Here is a 17,744-nt window from a genome sequence, read left to right on the forward strand (position 1 = left end):
CCGCAGGAAAGAAACGCGCTGCGTCTCCCAGCCCCTCCCGACCCCCCCCCCCGCTTTCGCGTATCCGGACCTGACTCAGGTCCTGTCCGGCCCTAGCGCGAGGCGCGCAGCTCCGGCAGCTGGATCAGCTCGGTCTCGTCCTCCGGGGTCAGGTCCACCACCGCGGGCGCGCCCGGCGCAGGCTCGGCCGCCGGCTGCGACGACTGCGAGCCGGCCGCGGCCTCCTGCACCTCGCGAGCCTCCTGGGCCTCCTGCGCCTCGGCCTTCGCCTGCGCGGCCACCGCCTCGTCGCCCACCACGTCGGCCAGGTCCGTGCGCTCGCCCAGTTCGGCGACGCTGCCCACCGCCGGCGCCGGGGCCGCCACCCGCACGGCCGCGCCCGCACCACGGCCGAAGAAGCTGAAGCCCGGCCCGCGCACCGCCCCGGACTGCGCCGACCGCGGCCGCTGCCGCTCCACCGGCGCGGGCGTCGCGACCGGAGCGGACGGCGTCCCGCCGAGCTGCCCGACCGTGGCGGTCAGCGCCGGGCGCACCGGCGCGGGCCGCACCGACGCCTGGGTCTGGTCCTGTGCCTGTGCCTGTGCCTGTGCCTGTGCCTGTGCCTGTGCCTGTGCCACCGGAGCCTGCTCCGGAGTCGGCACCGCAGGGGCCACCGGCGCCGGCACCGAGGGCGCCACCACGGCAGCCACGGGCACGGGCGCCTGGGCCGCAGCGGCCGGCACCGTACGCGCCCGCAGCGCGACCGCCGAGCCCGCCGTCCGCTCCCGCCGCGCCTCCTGCTCCGCCGCCCGCCGCTCCAGCACCCGCAGCACGGACGCGGCACGGACGAACGCGGCCGGGCTGGCCGGGTACTTGGGGCGGCTCGCGGCGAGCGCCCGCTGGGCCGCCTCGGCCTCCTTGAGCGCCTGCTCGGCCACCGCCACGGCCCGCTCCCGCAGCAGCCGGGCGATCTCGGTCTCGGCCTTCGCCAGCCGCGACTTCTCCGCCGTCAGCCGCCGCCCGAACCGGGTGGCCCGCTCCTCGGCGACCTCAGCCGCGTACTCGGCCTCCGCCAGCTGCTCCTCGAACCGCTCCTCGGCCCGCAGCCGCTGCGCCGCGGCCATCTCGGCGGCCGCCCGGGCCGCCTTGTCCCGCTGCCGCAGCAGCAGCGCGAAGCCGAGCGTCGCGACGACCGCCGCGACGCCCACCGAACGCACCAGGACGGCGTCCTGACTGAAGAGCAGGGCGGCCAGCGCAGCGACGAGCAGCACGCCGGCGGCGGTGGGGGGGAAGATCCGGCCGAGGACGGAGGAATGACGGTGGCGTCCGCGAGACATGCCAAGAAACTAGCGTGCGAATTGGGGCCGTGTCAGCCCAGGGTCCTCTTCCACCCTTGACAGTGCGCAAGTTTTACCGCACGTGCCCGGCGTTTCACTCAAGATCACGAAAAAGGACCTGTTCAGCGGGGCGAGGGCGCCGGGCCGCTCGGATCGTCGTGGTTCTCCGGCAGCTTGCACACGTGCTGCAACCAGAGCGCCGCCGCGATCACCGCGGCCCCCGCCAGCACCGCGAGCCCGGCCGTGACGGCCTGGTCCTTGCGCGCCGACACGTCCAGCTCGCCCAGCAGGAAGATCCCCGCGCCCGCGTAGACGCCGGTGACCACCGCCGAGACCAGCGCGCTGGCCTGCCCCAGCACCACCGCCCGGGCCGCCAGCAGCGGGTCGACGCCCTTCGCGCCGGGCTGCCGCTCGCGCACCGCCTTCAGCCGGGACCGCAACGAGAGGGCGGTCGCCAACAGGACCACCGCCACCGCCGCCAGCACCACCGGCGCCGCGACCGGCACGGCCGGCAGCGTGTCCAGGGAGGCCCAGAGCTTGGCACCGGCCCAGGACAGCGCCGTGGTAGCAGCGGTGATGCCGACCAGCAGGCGGAGGCGAAGCAGCTTCACTCGGAGGAGGTCCTTCCCGGGGTTACCAGAGCCGGCCGTCGCCCGGTGGCCCGGCACGGCGGCGCCAGGCCACCGTACCGGGCCCGACCGGGCGGGCACCCGCGCGAACGGCGGACACCTACTCGTACGGCCGGGCCCCCCGGTCGAGTTCCCCGGCCGCCCTCACCGGGCCGCCGGGCCGCGGCCGGTCACTCCGGCAGCGTCAGCCGGATGTCGTCCCGCCGCCGGACGCCCTGCGCGCCCGGGCCGCCGAGCGCGTCCAGCAGTGCGCCGACCTGCCCGTGCCCGGGCACCTCGGCCTCCGGCTGGGCGTCCAGCCAGGGGGCGAGCACGAAGGCCCGCTCGTGCGAGCGCGGGTGCGGCAGCAGCAGCTGCGGGTCGTCGCTGAGCACGCCCTCGTAGGCCAGGATGTCGACGTCCAGGGTCCGCGGACCCCAGTGCACCGTCCGGACCCGCCCGAAGGCGTCCTCGATCGCGTTGCCGCGCTCCAGCAGGTCGCGCGGCGGCAGCGAGGTGCGCAGCACGACGACCGCGTTGTAGTAGTTGGGCTGTTCGTCCGGGCCGCCGACGGCCTCGGTCTCGTAGACCGCGGAGACGGCCTTGATCTTGAGCCCGGGGGTGTCGGCGAGCGCGTCGACGGCGCCCTGGAGGGTGTCCAGGCGGTTGCCCAGGTTGCTGCCGAGTGCGATCACCGCGCAGTGCTGGCTGTGCAGTGTGGTGTCGGCGGAGTCCACCCGGCTCTCCAGGTCGAACGTGGTCGGCGAGGCGGTCGGGTCGCTGGTGCTCATCGAGATCCCTCTGCAACTGGAACGGGGCGCACGGCGGCGGTCATGCGCGGCCCCGGTGAATGGTCACGGTCACGTCGTCGAACGGCACGGTGATCGGGGCGTCGGGCTTGTGCACGGTCACCTCGACCTCCTCGACCGCTTCGTGCTTCAGGCACTGGTCGGCGATGCGCTGGGCCAGGGTCTCGATCAGGTCGACCGGCTCCCCGGCGATGATCGCGGTGACCTCCTCGGCCACGAGGCCGTAGTGCGCCGTGCGGGTGAGGTCGTCGCCGGACGCGGCGGGGCGGGTGTCCAGGTACAGCACGAGGTCGACCACGAAGGTCTGGCCCTCGATGCGCTCGCGCTCGAAGACGCCGTGGTTGCCCCGGGCACGCAGCCCCCGCAGGGTGACGCGGTCCAGCAAACGAATCACTGCTCCCAGTCGGACGGGCCCCACCCGGAGAATGGCATGGACGGGCGGGGCGAAGGCGGGCAGCACACCCGCCACTCCGTTTCGAATCTACCCGCGGGCGCTGACAACGTCTGACCGTCCTACCCGGCACGAACCGTCGCCACGCGCACCGGAATGGCGATTGACGTGAACGTTCGGTGACCACTCGGGAATTCCCGGGCGACCTCCCGGCGGCGTTTTCCGAAGGCCGCCCGAATCAGTCCTCGTCCTCGTCGTCGCCGCTGGTCAGAACGGGTGAACCGTGGTGCGACCAGAGCTTCCACCCGCCCGGGGTACGGCGGAACAGATTCGTGGATACGACCTTTCCGCCGACCAGCGGACCGAGTTCCCCCTCCTCCTCCGCCTCGCCGCCGGAGAGGATGTTCTCGGTGCACGTGACAAGGGCCACATCTCCGTGGACCTCGGCCTCGACATCGGTCAGGAAGAACTGGATGTACTCCGTGTTCATCATGATCAGCATGTACGAGCGGGTCACCTGCGCCCGCCCGCGCAGCACCGGCCAGCCGGGGTGCACGCACACCACGCCGCCCTTGTCGTCCGCGTCCGCGGCGCCCAGCCAGGCGTCCTCGACCGCCTCCAGGTCCCCCTCCTCCAGTGCCTGGTAGAGCGCCTGGTTCGCCGCGAGCACCGCCTCCAGGTCCGCCTCGCGGGCCTGGCCGGCCGTTCCGCCGCTCAGCCTGCCGTCACCTGTCACAGACCCTCCCTCACCCCTTGCCGGGCCGCGTGCTGCCAGGCCGCGACCACCCGGACGGCGTCCGCCGTGCCGGACACGTCGTGCACCCGCACCGCCCAGGCGCCGGCCTGGGCCGACAGCACCGACACCGCGGCGGTCGCGTCGTCGCGCTCCCGGGCCGGGCGCAGCGCCCCGGATTGCGGGTCGGCCAGCAGCGTACCCAGGAACCGCTTGCGCGATGCGGCGACGAGGACGGGACGGCCGAGCGCGGTGAGCGCGTCCAACCGGCCGAGCAGCGCCCAGTTGTGCTCGGGGGTCTTGGCGAAGCCGAGCCCCGGGTCGAGGATCAGCTGGTCCTCCTTGACCCCGGCCGCCAGCAGCGCGTCCACCCGGACGGCCAGCTCGGCGACGACGTCCGCCACCACGTCCCGGTAGACCGCCAGCCGCTCCATGTCCGCGGACTGGCCGCGCCAGTGCATCACCACGAAGGGCGCGCCGGTGTCGGCGACCACCTGTGCCATCGCCGGGTCGGCGAGCCCGCCGGAGACGTCGTTGACGAGCGCGGCACCGGCCGCCACGGCCTGCTCGGCGACGGAGGCCCGCATGGTGTCGACCGACACCACGACCCCGGCCGCGACGAGCTCGCGCACCACCGGCAGCACCCGGCGCAGCTCCTCCTCCTCGGGCACCCGCTGCGAGCCGGGCCGGGTGGACTCGCCCCCGACGTCCACCAGGTCCGCACCGCGGGCGCGCAGGGCGAGCCCGTGCGCGATCGCCTTGGCGGGGTCGTGCCAGAGGCCGCCGTCCGAGAAGGAGTCGGGCGTGACGTTGACCACACCCATCACGGCGCAGCGGTCGAGCCGCGGCAGTCCGGCCGGCAGCGAGAAGGACGGCGAGTTGCTCATGTGCCCATTATCGAACGGGGCCCCCGCCGAGGATTCTCGGCGGGGGCCCCGTTGGTCGCGGCGGTGCCTCAGGCGGCCTCGGTGACGTCGCGGGCGCCCGGGGTGGGCATCAGGCCCTCCCGCTGGCGCCGCCGGCCGAAGCGCGGCATGCCGAGGGTGATGAAGGCCTCGGCCTGCATCGCGGCGAAGCCGATCCGCGGCAGGTCCCGGGTGTTCGGGAAGACCAGGAAGCGCGGTTCCCACTCGGGCTGGAACTTGGCGTTGAACTTGTACAGCGATTCGATCTGGAACCAGCGCGAGAGGAACACCAGCAGTCCGCGCCAGGCCCGCAGCACCGGGCCGGCGCCGATCCGCTCGCCGCGGGCCAGCGCCGAGCGGAACATCGCGAAGTTGAGCGACACCCGGCGCACGCCCATCGCGGGCACGGCCTGGAGGGCGGCGACGATCAGCAGCTCGTTCAGGCCCGGGTCGGCCGCGCGGTCGCGGCGCATCAGCTCCAGCGAGATGCCGTCCGGCCCCCAGGGCACGAAGTGCAGCACGGCCTTCAGGTCGTCGCCGCTCTCGCCCTCCTCCGGGGCCTTGTGGGCGGTGACCACCACGCAGTCGTCGTCCAGCGGGTCGCCGAAGCGCCCGAGGGCCATCGAGAAGCCGCGCTCGGTGTCGGTGCCGCGCCAGCGGGCGGCGGCGTCGGCGATCCGGTGCTTCTCCTCCACGCTGAGGTCGCGGACCCGGCGCACCTGGCAGGAGTAGCCGTTGCGCTCGATCCGCTTGACCATCTGGCGGACGTTGCGCATGGCCCGGCCGGCGAGCGAGAAGGTGGCGGTGTCGACGATCGCCTCGTCGCCCAGCTCCAGCGCGTCCAGGTCCGCCTCGCGGGTCCAGACCTCGCCGCCGACCTCGCTGCAGCCCATCACGGCCGGCACCCAGGCGTGCTCGCGGGCCTCGGCCATGAACACCTTGATCGCGCCCGGCCAGGCCTCGACGTCGCCGACCGGGTCGCCGGAGGCGAGCATCACGCCGGAGACCACCCGGTAGGAGATCGCGGCCTTGCCGGTGGGCGAGAACAGCACGCTCTTGTCGCGGCGCAGCGCGAAGTAGCCGAGCGAGTCGCGCTCGCCGTGCCGGGTGAGCAGCTCGCGGACCTTCTCCTCGTCCTCCGGGGTCAGCTCCGGCTTGGGCTTGCCCGGGCGCAGCGCCAGGTAGGCGGTGGTGAAGGCGGTCAGCAGGCCCAGCCCGCCGAGCAGGTAGGCGACCAGGTCGGACATCCGGACGTTGTTGTACCGGATCGGCCCCTCGAAGCCGAACAGCCCGTACACGACGTGCTGGAGGCGCTCGGGCAGGGCCGGGTAGCCGATCTCGTACTTGGTCCGGGTGCTCACGATCAGCAGGCCGAGCAGCACGCTGACGGCGCCCATCACGATCAGGTTGACCAGCGCCCGCCAGCGGGTGCGCGGGTCGGCCTTGGCGTAGAACTCGCGCTGGTGCACCAGCATCACCACGAAGACCGCCAGCGAGACCACGGCCGGGCCGACCTGGTGCCAGCGCACGATGTGCAGCGCGGCGCCGACCGGCAGCAGCACGCACACCGCCCGCCAGGCCCGCCGCTTGCGCCGGCGCAGCGCGTGCGCGAGCAGCACCAGCAGCAGGCCGACCATCATCGTCCCGACCGCGGCCAGCGAGGTGGTGCCGCCGGGCAGCTGCCCGGTGAAGGTGTGCATCTTGGAGTGCCGGAGCTTGGGGAACACCGCGCTGGCGATGTCGACCAGGCCGATCAGCAGACAGGCGTACCCGACCGCGCGGGGCAGCCAGGCCCTCGGAACGGCCGCCGCCTGGGTGCGAAGCGTCTGCAGGCCGCGTCGACGACGCGGCTGCTCGGGGCTCGGCTCAACGGACACGGGAACGCTCATGGAAGCTCAGCGTAGAGGCTGCGGGACGCCGTCCGGTCACTCCGGGGGAGCACGTGTGATGGACCTTCAATGCCTTTTCCTTCATCAGGCAATGCGCATACCAAGGATCCGGAAACGGTCGGTAAACCGGTGCCGTGGGCGCGCTGCGGTGGAGCCGGGGACGGAGCCGAAGGCCTGCCGCCGCGTGGCGCGGCAGGGTCCTCCGGTACGCCGTACGTACGGTGGACGCCGCATTCTAGGGCGCCGGTTGCCTGCGGCTCCCCCCGCCCTCCCAGCTCGCCCGGGCATCCGGACAGCCTAGTCGCGGTGGCCGGAGCTGACGGGCCGCCAGACGATGAGGCGTGCACCGACAGTGTCCCATCGGAAGGCCGACTGCATGGAACTGACCAGCGACGCACTGGTGAACTCGCTGCTCGCACTCGGCGCTGCGGCTCTCGTCACCACCCTGTGGCTCTGGCCGCGGCTGGCGCGCCAGCGCCCGCTGCCCGTCCTCGGCCGGATCGGCCTGCTGACCGTCACTCAAGTCGCGGTCGTGGCCGTGCTGGCGCTGGCGGTGAACAACTCCTTCGGGTTCTACACCTCGTGGGACGACCTGCTCAGCCCCGGCAGCACCAAGCTCGCGCTGACCAGCAACGAGAACCACAAGGGCGGCACCTCGGCCTCGGACACGCCGGTCCAGCCGACCACCGAGGGCGGTCTGGAGACCGTCACCGACCTGCCCAAGGGCCCGCCCGAGGAGACCGGCAAGGTCGAATCGGTCCGGGTCACCGGCAAGGAGACCGGGCTGTCCGACCAGCTGTTCGTCTATCTGCCGCCCGAGTACTTCGACCCGAAGTTCGCCCTGGTCCGCTTCCCCGTCCTGGTCGCCATCTCCGGCTTCCCCGGCACCACGCTCAACCTGATCAAGGAGCTGCCCGTCCTGCGCACCGCGGGCGAGCTGCAGAAGTCCGGCAAGATGCCGCCGACCATCGTGGTCATGGCCCGCCCGACGGTCGCCCCACCGCGCGACACCGAGTGCGTGGACGTCCCCGGCGGCCCGCGCGCCGAGACCTGGTTCACCAAGGACCTGCCGGAGGCGCTCCGCACCGCCTACCGGACCGGCCGCTCGGCCGCCTCCTGGTCCGTCTTCGGCTACTCGACCGGGGGCAGCTGCGCGCTGCGGCTGGCGATGCGCTTCCCGAACGTCTACGGCAGCGGGGTGGGCCTGCACAGCGAGTACAAGGTCAAGGAGGACCAGTTCACCGGCGGCGACCTGTTCGCCGGCGACGCCGTCCTGGCGCAGCAGAGCGACCTCGACTGGCGGCTGACGAACCTCCCGGCCCCCGCCCTCTCGCTGCTGGTGGTCTCCTCCCGCAAGGAGGGCGACTTCGCGCAGACCCTCCAGTTCGTCGGCCACGCCCAGCAGGTCGCCGCGGCCAACCCGCAGTTCAAGGTCGACTCGCTCTACCTGGACGACGGCGGCCACAACTTCGACAGCTGGACCCGTGAGCTGCCGTCCTCGCTGGAGTGGATCGGCGAGCGGCTCGGCTGACGCGGGCAGGTGGCGCGGGCAGGCGACGGCCGGCCGGTCCGAGGGACCGGCCGGCCGTTGCGCTATCGGCCGATGATGAGGCTCATCGCCTCGGCCCGGGTCGCCGGGTCGCGCAGCTGGCCGCGGACGCACGAGGTGATGGTCTTGGCGCCGGGCTTGCGGATGCCGCGCATCGACATGCACATGTGCTCGCACTCGACCACGACGATCGCCCCGCGCGGCTCCAGGATCCGCATCAGCGCGTCGGCCACCTGGCTGGTCAGCCGCTCCTGCACCTGGGGGCGGCGGGCGTAGACGTCGACCAGCCGGGCCAGCTTGGACAGGCCGGTGATCTTGCCGCTGGCGGACGGGATGTACCCGACGTGCGCCACGCCGCGGAACGGCACCAGGTGGTGCTCGCAGACGGACGTCAGCTCGATGTCCTTCACGAGCACCATCTCGTCGTGCCCGAGGTCGAAGGTGGTGGTGAGGACGTCCTCGGGCTCCTGCCAGAGGCCCGCGAATATCTCCTTGTAGGCGCGCGCGACCCGGGCCGGGGTCTCCAGCAGCCCCTCGCGGTCCGGGTCCTCACCCACGGCGAGCAACAGCTCGCGGATGGCGTTCTCGGCCCGCTTCTGGTCGAAGGTCCCGACGGTGGGTGGACCGTCGAGCGTCACCGGGTCGATCATGCGGGCCTCGCTTACTTGGGACGACTTTGCTGAACAGCACGGATGCCGCGTCTCCAGGGTACAAACCCCGGTGACGCGGCATCCATTCCGTACGGTGCGCGGGATCAGCCCTCGGCGGGCGGCTCCGCGCTCGGCAGCGGCGGGAGCTTCACGATGTCCACCGGGGCGGTGTCGATCGCGGCGGCGCCGTTGGTGAGCGCCAGCTCCTTCGGGGACTGCACCGGAGGCCGGGTGGACGGCGTGCGACGGGACGAGCCCGTCCAGGCCGGCCGGGCCGGGCGCCGGACGATCGTGGCGAAGATCTCCGCGATCTGCTCCTTGTTCAGGGTCTCCTTCTCCAGGAGCTCCAGAACCAGGTTGTCGAGCACGTCGCGGTTCTCGACCAGGATCTCCCAGGCCTCGTTGTGCGCGTTCTCGATGAGCTTCTTGACCTCTTCGTCCACCAGCCCGGCGACCTCTTCCGAGTAGTCGCGCTGGTGGCCCATCTCACGGCCCAGGAACGGCTCCGCGTTGTCCGAGCCGAACTTGATGGCGCCGAGCCGCTCGGTCATGCCGTACTGGGTCACCATGGCCCGGGCGGTGGCGGTGGCCTTCTCGATGTCGTTCGACGCACCGGTGGTCGGGTCGTGGAAGACCAGCTCCTCCGCCGCGCGCCCGCCCAGCATGTAGGCCAGCTGGTCGAGCATCTCGTTGCGGGTGGTGGAGTACTTGTCCTCGTCCGGCAGCACCATGGTGTAGCCGAGGGCCCGGCCGCGCGAGAGGATCGTGATCTTGTGCACCGGGTCGCTGTTGGGGCACGCCGCCGCCACCAGGGCGTGGCCGCCCTCGTGGTACGCGGTGATCTTCTTCTCCCGCTCGGACATGATCCGAGTGCGCTTCTGCGGACCGGCCACGACGCGGTCGATCGCCTCGTCCAGGATGCCGTTGTCGATCAGCTTCTTGTCCGAACGGGCCGTCAGCAGAGCGGCCTCGTTGAGGACGTTCGACAGGTCCGCGCCGGTGAAGCCGGGGGTGCGCTTGGCGACGGCCGAGAGGTCGACGTCGGGCGCGATCGGCTTGCCCTTCTGGTGCACCTTGAGGATGTCCAGCCGGCCCTGGAGGTCGGGGCGCTCGACCGAGATCTGACGGTCGAAGCGGCCCGGGCGCAGCAGCGCCGGGTCCAGGATGTCGGGGCGGTTGGTGGCCGCGATCAGGATCACGCCACCCTTGACGTCGAAGCCGTCCATCTCGACCAGCAGCTGGTTGAGGGTCTGCTCGCGCTCGTCGTGACCGCCGCCCAGACCCGCACCGCGGTGCCGGCCGACGGCGTCGATCTCGTCGACGAAGACGATCGCCGGGGCGTTCGCCTTGGCCTGCTCGAAGAGGTCGCGGACGCGGCTGGCGCCGACACCCACGAACATCTCGACGAAGTCCGAGCCGGAGATCGAGTAGAACGGCACCCCGGCCTCGCCCGCGACGGCACGCGCCAGCAGGGTCTTGCCGGTACCGGGCGGGCCGTAGAGCAGCACACCCTTGGGGATCTTGGCGCCGACGGCCTGGAACTTGGCCGGCTCCTGGAGGAACTCCTTGATCTCGTGGAGCTCCTCGACCGCCTCGTCGGCGCCCGCGACGTCCGCGAAGGTCGTCTTCGGGGTGTCCTTGGTGAGCAGCTTGGCCTTGGACTTGCCGAACTGCATGACCCGGGAGCCGCCGCCCTGCATCTGATTCATCAGGAACAGGAAGACCAGGACGATGATGACGATCGGGAGCATCGACAGCAGCAGGCTGACGAAGGTGCTCTGCTTCTCGGGGCTGATGGTGTAGCCCTCGGCGAGCGTGCTCTGGTCGTTGTCGTTGATCTGGGCCTGGAGCTTGTCGGCGATCGCAACACCCTGGTCGCCGATGTACGAGGCCTGGAACTTGCTGCCGGACGGCGTCTTGCCGGTACCGGCGTTGGACAGCGTGGCGCCGTCCTTCAGCTGGATCTTGATGGTGTTCGAGTCACCAGTGGTGATCTGCGCCGACTTGACCTGCTTGGCGTCGATCGCCGCGACGACCTGCCCGGTGTCCACCGTCTTGTAGCCGTTCGAATCCGAAACGACCTGCATCAAGACGATGACGGCGAGGACGGCCAGCACGATCCACATGATCGGCGCACGGAAGTATCGCTTGACGTCCATCCATGCGGGGCGTTGCCGCCCCGTCCCTCCTGCCACTCAACGGCGCCGCGGGCTGGGTGCCGCCGGCGCATCCTGGTCGGTGCTCATGTGAAGAGCGGTTTTAATGGACCGTACCGCAGTCACACCCGCGCATGGCGGGAGCGCAGCGACACGGCCGTCGTTCTTGGTCCCCCCGGTCCAACGGGCGGGAACCGGCTCCTGTTCCCATCCGTAGCCCGAACGGAGTCCTCAGCCCCCGTAGACGTGCGGAGCGAGCGTCCCGATGAAGGGCAGGTTACGCAGCTTCTCCGCGTAGTCCAGGCCGTAGCCGACCACGAACTCGTTCGGAATGTCGAAACCGACGTACTTCACGTCGATCTCGACCTTGGCCGCGTCCGGCTTGCGCAGCAGGGCGCAGACCTCCAGCGAGGCCGGGCCGCGCGAGCTCAGGTTGCCCAGCAGCCAGGACAGGGTCAGACCGGAGTCGATGATGTCCTCGACGATCAGGACGTCCCGGCCGGCGATGTCGGTGTCCAGGTCCTTCAGGATGCGGACCACGCCGGAGGACTTGGTGCCCATGCCGTAGGAGGACACCGCCATCCAGTCCATGGTGACCTGCGAGTGCAGGGCCCGGGCCAGGTCGGCCATGACCATCACAGCCCCCTTGAGGACGCCGACGATCAGCAGGTCCTTGCCTGCGTAGTCCCGGTCGATGCGCTCGGCCAGCTCCAGGAGCTTGGCGTCGATCTCGTCCTTGCTGATGAGCACCTTCGCGAGGTCAGCGCCCATGTCGTTCTGGTCCACCGGGGATACGTCCTCAAACGTTCGGGGTCTGTGTGGCCGGCGGCCGACTACCCCGGGACATGCCCGCCCGTCAGTCGCCCTGCCGCCGAAAGACCAGCGTGCCACACCTGCGGGTGGCCTCGACGCCCCCGGGTAGGTGCAGCGGCCCCTGGCCGCGCCATCCGGTGACCAGCAGGTCGATCGTCTCCAGGTGCCGCGCGAACAGGTCCCCGGCCGGGCAGCCCGCCCGCAGCGCGGCCCGGCGCAGCACCCGGCGGCGGACCGCGGGCGGGAGTTCGGCGAGTTTCACGGCGTCCAGGGCGCCCTCACCCGTCCGGAGGTCGCGTTCGGCCAGGGAGGCCCACTGGTCGAGGGCGTCCGCGTCGTCGCGGAACAGCCGGGCGGTGCGGGCCAGCGCCTCGACCACCCCGCCGCCCAGGTGCTTCTCCAGCACCGGCAGCACCTCGTGCCGGACCCGGGAGCGGGTGTAGGCGGGATCACAGTTGTGCGGGTCGTCCCAGACCGGGATCGCCTGGGCGGAGCAGGCCTGCCGGGTGGCCGCCCGGTCCAGCTCCAGCAGCGGGCGGCGGTAGCGGCCCTTCTGCGCCGGCATCCCGGCCAGCGAGCGGGAGCCCGAACCGCGCGCCAGGCCCAGCAGCACCGTCTCGGCCTGGTCGTCCCGGGTGTGGCCGAGCAGCACCGCGACCGCGCCGAGCCGTTCGGCGGCCGCGTCCAGGGCCGCGTAGCGGGCGTCCCGGGCGGCGGCCTCCGGGCCGCCGGACCGGCCGACGCGCACCGGGATCGCCTCGACCGGGTCCAGGCCGAGCGAGCGCAGCCGTTCGGCCACCTGGGCGGCCCGGTCGGCGGAGCCGGGCTGCAGGCCGTGGTCCACGGTGACGGCGCCGACCCGCAGGCCGATCTTGGGGGCTTCGAAGGCGGCGGCGATGGCCAGCGCCATCGAGTCGGCGCCGCCGCTGACGGCGACCAGCACCAGCGGGGAGCCGGGGGCGGCCGGGGTCCGGGGCAGTCCGGACGGGTGCCGGGCGGCGTTGCCGATCAGGGTGGTGCCGACGGCGGCGCCCACCAGGGGCGCCCCGGCCGGGCGCTCGCGGGGCTCGCGCACGGGCGCGGTGAAGGTGGTACCGGCCTCGGCGGCGAGGTCGGTGAGCGTGCGGCGGACGGCCAGGCGTATCGCTGCGACTGCGGGGTGTGGACCCACGGCGGACGACTCCTCGACGGAGGGGACAGGACGGCGGCTCGCGCGGCTGGGCCGCGCAGCTTCATGAGCGCCCTGTTACCGGGCGCTCACAGATGGTGGCAGAAAGGAGCACCCCGCTACGCCACCCGCGCCACCGGTACGACCACCGTCCCACGTTCGGGTGAATGGAGAAACGTATCTTCACCCTCCGGCTGCCCGATTGGACCACTCGTACGAGCGGGTTTGACCACCACCGACCACCGCGCGGCGCTTGGGGTCCGAGCCCCGTCCGCGCCCGCCTCAGCGGGCGACGCGGGCGACCCAGGCGGCCGGATCGTGGATCTCCTCCTTGGTCGGCAGCGTGTTCGGGGAGGTCCAGACCCGGTTGAAGCCCTCCATGCCGACCCGCTCCACCACCCCGCGCACGAACACCGCGCCGTCCTGGTACTGGCGCAGCTTGGCGTCCATGCCGAGCAGCCGGCGCAACAGCAGGTCGAGCCGGTTCGCCCCGCGGTCCCGGCGCTGCTGGAACTTCTCCCGGATCTCCGCCACCGTCGGCACCACCGCCGGGCCGACCCCGTCCATCACCACGTCCGCGTGGCCCTCCAGCAGCGACATCACCGCCGTCAGCCGGCCCAGGATCTCGCGCTGCGCCGGCGACTGGACGACCTCCATCAGCCCCGCCGACGGCACGCCCTCCCGGCCCCCGACACCCGGCAGCCCGCCGCCGAGCGAACCCGCCGCGTCCCGCAGCCGGTCCAGCAGGGCGCCCGGATCCACGTCCGTCTCCGCCAGGAAGGACTGCACCTCGGACTGGATGTGGTCGCGCAGCCACGGCACCGCGGTGAACTGCGTCCGGTGCGTCTCCTCGTGCAGGCAGACCCAGAGCCGGAAGTCGGACGGGTCGACGTCCAGCTCCCGCTCGACGTGCACGATGTTCGGCGCCACCAGCAGCAGCCGACCCGGCCCCGGGCCCTCCGGCCCCAGCCGCGGCTTGTCGAAAAGCGCCGCCGGGCTGTCCGGGGCCTCCAGCGAAGGCTCCGCCGGGGCGAAGGTCTCGTACTGGCCGAGCACCTTCCCGGCCAGGAACGCCAGCAGCGCGCCCACCTCGATGCCGGTGGCCTTCTCCCCCACCGCGCCGAACACCCCCGCCGTCGGACTGCTCGCCCGGCGCGCCTGGAGCTTCTCCACCAGCGGCTGGACCACCGTACGGAAGCCGGCCACGTTCGCCCGCACCCAGCCCGGGCGGTCCACCACCAGGACCGGCGTCGCGGTGGCCGCCGTCAGACTGCTCGACCGCATCCCCGTGAACGCCCGGACGTGCTCCTCGGCCTCCAGCGCGTGCCGGCGCAGTTCGGCGACCACGGCCGCCGCCTCCGCCCGACTCACCTCCGGCCCCGGCCGCACCAACCTGGTCGCGGTTGCGACCGCGAGATTCCAGTCGACCATGCCAGCACCGCCACTCGCGCTCGTCATGCCCTCACCGTACGTGCTCCCACCCACCAGCGGCAGCCACCCGCGACGAACACCCTCACCCCGCCCCCGGCGGGGCCCGGGGCGGGGGCGCGGGCGGGTCAGCGGCAGCCGCAGGTGGCGAGGCGGGCGGCGATGCGGTCCATGGCGGCGCGGGCGGTGTCGGCGGGGGCCGTGGTGCGGGTCATGACGGCGAAGGCGAGAAGGCGGCCGTCGGCGTCGACGACGGTGCCGGCGAGGGTGTTGACGCCGCTGAGGGTGCCGGTCTTGGCGCGGATCAGGCCGGCCGCGGCGGCGGCCCCCGAACCGCTCCCGTAGCGCTTGCCGAGGGTGCCGGTGAAGCCGGCGATGGGCAGGCCGGTGAGGACCGGGCGCAGGGCCGGGTGCTGGTCGGAGGCGGCCAGGGCGAGGAGTTGGACGAGGACGGCCGGCGGGACGGCGTTGCCCGGGTGCAGTCCGCTGCCGTCGTTCAGGGACACGCCCGTCATCGGCACGCCGAGCTTGGCGAGTTCCCGGGTGACGGCGGTGGCGGCGCCCTCGAAGTCGGCCGGCTGGCCTGCGGCGAGGGCCGCCTGACGGGCCATCGCCTCGGCGAGCTGGTTGTCGGAGGTGGTGAGCATGCGCTCGACCAGCCGGGCGACGGTCGGCGAGTCCACCCGGCCGAGGACGGTGGCGGCGGGGGCGGCCGGGGCGGCGGCGGGCTTGGCCGTGCCCTCGACGGTGACGCCCTGGGCCTTGAGCAGGGCGGCGAAGCTCTCGGCGGCCTTCCCGGCCGGGTCGGCGACCCGGGCCGGCGCCTCGTCACGGCTCTTGGGGTCCACCCTGCCCTCGTCGGCCATCAGCGGGACGACCAGGGCGATGTTCTGCGCGTCGTGGTTCTTGTGCTGCGGGTTGCCCGCGTACATCGACAGGTCGTAGTCGAGCTTGACGGTGGTGGTGCCGGCGGCCTTGAGGGCGGCGGCGGTCTGCCGGGCCAGGGCGTCGAGCGAGGCGGGGGCGGTGTCGGCATCGGCCGCCTGACCACCGATCTGGACCTGGTCGGCGGGCAGCGCGGTGAGCGTCGGGTCGCCGCCGCCGACCAGGGTGATCGTGCCGGGGTCCGCGCCCCGGACCACCCGGGTGGTCAGCCGGGTGTCGCCGGGGATCAGCGACAGGGCCGCGATCGCGGTGGCCAGCTTGGTGGTGGAGGCGGGGGTGCCCGGGGTGTTCTCGCCGGAGCCGTACAGGAGTTGACCGCCGGCGGCGTCCGCGACGGCGAAGGTGACGGTGCCGAGGCTCTTGTCGGCGACGGCGGCGGCGAGCGCCTGCTGGAGGCCCTGGGCGGTGGGTGCGGCGGCGGAGCCGCCTGCCTCGACGGTGGCCAGGACGGCGCCGGGGGCGGGGGCCGGGCGGGCGCCGCCACCCGGGGCGGGGGTGGAGCCGGTGGGGCCCGTGGAGCCGGTGCCGGCAGGCGTGGAGCCGGCGGCGGTGCCGGGGGCGGTGGGCTGTTCGGCCGGGCGGGTGGCCGGGGTGTCGCCCGGTCCGGGCTTGCCGTCGCCCCTCCCCCGACCGCCCTTCCCACCGTCGCGGCCGTCGCCCTCGCCGTGCTCGGTGCTGTGGCCGCCGGGGCCCGGGGAGGGCTGCGCGTACGCTCCGCCCGAGGTCAGGACCGTTCCGGCGACCAGCAGGGCCGCTCCGAACAGTCCGGCGGCCGTCCCCCTGCGGCGGCGCGCCGCCCCGACCCCTGTTCCCACCGACCGGCCCCTTTCCCGAGCACTCACTCCCGTAGGAGACACTTGGATTCTGTCAGTCCCTACCTTGGAGGAACCGTTGGAATTCGACGTCCTTATCGAAATCCCGAAGGGCTCTCGTAACAAGTACGAGGTCGACCACGAGAGCGGCCGGCTGCGGCTCGACCGGATGCTCTTCACCTCGACCCGCTACCCGGCCGACTACGGCTACGTGGAGGGCACGCTCGGCGAGGACGGCGACCCGCTGGACGCGCTGGTGATCCTGGACGAGCCGACCTTCCCGGGTTGCCTCATCAAGTGCCGCGCCATCGGCATGTTCCAGATGACCGACGAGGCCGGCGGCGACGACAAGCTGCTGTGCGTTCCGGCCACCGACCCGCGCTGGGAGCACCTGCGGGACATCCACCACGTGTCGGAGTTCGACCGCCTGGAGATCCAGCACTTCTTCGAGGTCTACAAGGACCTGGAGCCCGGCAAGTCCGTCGAGGGCGCCAACTGGGTCGGCCGCGCCGAGGCCGAGGCCGAGGTCACCGCTTCGATCAAGCGTCTGGCGGAGCAGGGCGGTCACTGAGCCGTCGTTCCGATCTCGTTCGATCAGATCGTTCTGAGCAGTTCGAGGTAGGTCGGGGCAGCCGGAGGCCGGGGTTCGCGGATTCGTCCGCGGGCCCCGGCCTTCGCCGTGTCCGGGGCCGGGAGCGGCCGTCTTGCCGACAGCCTGTCGGCAAGACGGCTTGTTAGGTTAGGCTAACCAAAACAGTCGGGGCCGAATCCGATCCTGGAGGCCGCATGCCCACGCCCGAGCCCGTCCCGTTCTCCACCGCGCTCCGCACCGCCAGCAGCGAGGAGCACGAGGCCGCGGAACAGTCCTCGTTCATGAGCCACCTGCTGGGCGGACGGCTCGGCATCGAGGCCTACGCCGACCTCACCGGCCAGCTCTGGTACGTCTACCGGGCCCTGGAGAGCCGCGCCGGACACCTGGCGGAGCACCCGCTCGCCGGGCCCTTCATCGACCGGGCGCTGCTGCGCACCGCCGCCATCGAGCGCGACCTGGCGCACCTGCGCGGGCCGGACTGGCAGGACGGCCTGGCGCCGCTGCCCGCCACCGCCGCGTACGTCGCGCGGGTGGAGGAACTGGCCGAGACGTGGCCGGCCGGGTACATCGCGCACCACTACACCCGCTACCTGGGCGACCTGTCCGGCGGTCAGATCATCCGCGGCATCGCCGAGAAGACCTGGGGCTTCGAGCGCAAGGGCGACGGCGTGCGGTTCTACGTCTTCGAGGAGGTCGACAACCCGGCCGCCTTCAAGCGCGACTACCGGGCCCGGCTGGACGCGGCCGGGCTGGCGATGGACGAGGTGGAGCGGCGCCGGGTGGTCGAGGAGTGCAAGCGGGCCTTCGTGCTCAACGGCGCGGTCTTCCGGGACCTGGACGCGCGCTACCCGCTGAGCGCCTGAACGTTTCCCGTAAGACGCACCCGCCCGGGTGCGCCAACGGGCCGGCCCCGGGGGGGGGTTTTTTTCCGGGGGCGTCGCGTTTTCCGGGGGTGTTTCCAGAGCGTGTGCCGCCCCAGG

16 protein-coding genes are annotated in these 17,744 nt (G+C 72.8%); 3 read left to right on the top strand and 13 right to left on the bottom strand.

Annotated elements, in window-relative coordinates; genetic code table 11:
• Window positions 1–92: 92 nt before the first annotated feature.
• The 7 genes from ACFVX9_RS34765 to ACFVX9_RS34795 form a co-directional block, all read right to left on the bottom strand.
• Window positions 93–1,316 carry a hypothetical protein gene (locus ACFVX9_RS34765; protein ID WP_387985726.1) on the bottom strand — a complete coding sequence of 408 codons (1,224 nt, stop codon included), beginning with the start codon at window positions 1,314–1,316 and terminating at the stop codon, window positions 93–95.
• A 122-nt stretch (window positions 1,317–1,438) separates the two neighbouring features.
• Window positions 1,439–1,927, bottom strand: a complete 489-nt coding sequence (locus tag ACFVX9_RS34770) for a DUF3180 domain-containing protein (RefSeq protein WP_063348244.1) — start codon at window positions 1,925–1,927, stop codon at window positions 1,439–1,441.
• Window positions 1,928–2,115: 188 nt separating this feature from the next.
• Entirely contained in the window at window positions 2,116–2,715 is a 600-nt protein-coding gene (folK, locus tag ACFVX9_RS34775) for a 2-amino-4-hydroxy-6-hydroxymethyldihydropteridine diphosphokinase (RefSeq protein ID WP_063348245.1), read from the bottom strand.
• 40 nt (window positions 2,716–2,755) lie between these two features.
• A complete protein-coding gene (gene folB / locus ACFVX9_RS34780) occupies window positions 2,756–3,115 on the bottom strand; it encodes a dihydroneopterin aldolase (RefSeq protein WP_063351209.1) in 360 nt (119 codons plus the stop codon).
• Window positions 3,116–3,362: 247 nt separating this feature from the next.
• Window positions 3,363–3,860 (bottom strand): nuclear transport factor 2 family protein, encoded by a 498-nt coding sequence (locus ACFVX9_RS34785; protein ID WP_063348246.1) that lies wholly within the window; start codon window positions 3,858–3,860, stop codon window positions 3,363–3,365.
• Window positions 3,857–4,744, bottom strand: a complete 888-nt coding sequence (folP, locus tag ACFVX9_RS34790; protein ID WP_063348247.1) for a dihydropteroate synthase — start codon at window positions 4,742–4,744, stop codon at window positions 3,857–3,859. Before folP ends, ACFVX9_RS34785 begins: the two co-directional genes overlap by 4 nt.
• Window positions 4,745–4,812: 68 nt before the next feature.
• Window positions 4,813–6,651 (bottom strand): phosphatidylglycerol lysyltransferase domain-containing protein, encoded by a 1,839-nt coding sequence (locus tag ACFVX9_RS34795; RefSeq protein WP_380482419.1) that lies wholly within the window; start codon window positions 6,649–6,651, stop codon window positions 4,813–4,815.
• A gap of 376 nt (window positions 6,652–7,027) precedes the next feature.
• On the opposite strand from ACFVX9_RS34795, the gene ACFVX9_RS34800 reads away from it, so the two are divergent.
• A complete protein-coding gene (locus ACFVX9_RS34800) occupies window positions 7,028–8,182 on the top strand; it encodes an alpha/beta hydrolase (protein WP_380378140.1) in 1,155 nt (384 codons plus the stop codon).
• A gap of 62 nt (window positions 8,183–8,244) precedes the next feature.
• On the opposite strand, the gene folE is transcribed toward ACFVX9_RS34800, so the two are convergent.
• From folE to dacB, 6 genes are all read right to left on the bottom strand, one after another.
• On the bottom strand, window positions 8,245–8,850 hold the full coding sequence (gene folE / locus ACFVX9_RS34805; protein ID WP_063348250.1) for a GTP cyclohydrolase I FolE: 606 nt from the start codon (window positions 8,848–8,850) through the stop codon (window positions 8,245–8,247).
• Between the two features lie 104 nt (window positions 8,851–8,954).
• On the bottom strand, window positions 8,955–11,009 hold the full coding sequence (gene ftsH, locus ACFVX9_RS34810) for an ATP-dependent zinc metalloprotease FtsH (RefSeq protein WP_063348251.1): 2,055 nt from the start codon (window positions 11,007–11,009) through the stop codon (window positions 8,955–8,957).
• A 228-nt stretch (window positions 11,010–11,237) separates the two neighbouring features.
• Window positions 11,238–11,792, bottom strand: coding sequence for a hypoxanthine phosphoribosyltransferase (hpt, locus tag ACFVX9_RS34815; protein ID WP_063348252.1), 555 nt, complete (start codon window positions 11,790–11,792; stop codon window positions 11,238–11,240).
• A 70-nt stretch (window positions 11,793–11,862) separates the two neighbouring features.
• A complete protein-coding gene (gene tilS / locus ACFVX9_RS34820; RefSeq protein WP_363376734.1) occupies window positions 11,863–12,990 on the bottom strand; it encodes a tRNA lysidine(34) synthetase TilS in 1,128 nt (375 codons plus the stop codon).
• Window positions 12,991–13,269: 279 nt separating this feature from the next.
• Entirely contained in the window at window positions 13,270–14,445 is a 1,176-nt protein-coding gene (locus ACFVX9_RS34825; RefSeq protein WP_380482417.1) for a zinc-dependent metalloprotease, read from the bottom strand.
• A 98-nt stretch (window positions 14,446–14,543) separates the two neighbouring features.
• Entirely contained in the window at window positions 14,544–16,175 is a 1,632-nt protein-coding gene (gene dacB / locus ACFVX9_RS34830; RefSeq protein ID WP_387985734.1) for a D-alanyl-D-alanine carboxypeptidase/D-alanyl-D-alanine-endopeptidase, read from the bottom strand.
• Window positions 16,176–16,251: 76 nt separating this feature from the next.
• Between dacB and ACFVX9_RS34835 the strand changes: the two genes are divergently transcribed.
• Window positions 16,252–16,743: an inorganic diphosphatase gene (locus ACFVX9_RS34835; RefSeq protein ID WP_063348256.1), complete on the top strand. Its 492-nt coding sequence runs from the start codon at window positions 16,252–16,254 to the stop codon at window positions 16,741–16,743.
• 215 nt (window positions 16,744–16,958) lie between these two features.
• Window positions 16,959–17,627, top strand: a complete 669-nt coding sequence (locus ACFVX9_RS34840) for a heme oxygenase (biliverdin-producing) (protein WP_063348257.1) — start codon at window positions 16,959–16,961, stop codon at window positions 17,625–17,627.
• Window positions 17,628–17,744 lie beyond the last annotated feature (117 nt).

The sequence above is a fragment of the Kitasatospora sp. NPDC058243 genome (assembly GCF_042882025.1).
In the GTDB taxonomy this organism is placed as follows: domain Bacteria; phylum Actinomycetota; class Actinomycetes; order Streptomycetales; family Streptomycetaceae; genus Kitasatospora.

Excerpts from the sequence above, each read along its gene's own strand:
- ACFVX9_RS34765 (WP_387985726.1), bottom strand. The coding sequence starts at position 1,316 with ATGTCTCGCGGACGCCACCGTCATTCCTCCGTCCTCGGCCGGATCTTC.
- folK (WP_063348245.1), bottom strand. The coding sequence starts at position 2,715 with ATGAGCACCAGCGACCCGACCGCCTCGCCGACCACGTTCGACCTGGAG.
- folP (WP_063348247.1), bottom strand. The coding sequence starts at position 4,744 with ATGAGCAACTCGCCGTCCTTCTCGCTGCCGGCCGGACTGCCGCGGCTC.
- ACFVX9_RS34795 (WP_380482419.1), bottom strand. The coding sequence starts at position 6,651 with ATGAGCGTTCCCGTGTCCGTTGAGCCGAGCCCCGAGCAGCCGCGTCGT.
- ACFVX9_RS34800 (WP_380378140.1), top strand. The coding sequence starts at position 7,028 with ATGGAACTGACCAGCGACGCACTGGTGAACTCGCTGCTCGCACTCGGC.
- folE (WP_063348250.1), bottom strand. The coding sequence starts at position 8,850 with ATGATCGACCCGGTGACGCTCGACGGTCCACCCACCGTCGGGACCTTC.
- ftsH (WP_063348251.1), bottom strand. The coding sequence starts at position 11,009 with ATGGACGTCAAGCGATACTTCCGTGCGCCGATCATGTGGATCGTGCTG.
- ACFVX9_RS34825 (WP_380482417.1), bottom strand. The coding sequence starts at position 14,445 with ATGACGAGCGCGAGTGGCGGTGCTGGCATGGTCGACTGGAATCTCGCG.
- ACFVX9_RS34840 (WP_063348257.1), top strand. The coding sequence starts at position 16,959 with ATGCCCACGCCCGAGCCCGTCCCGTTCTCCACCGCGCTCCGCACCGCC.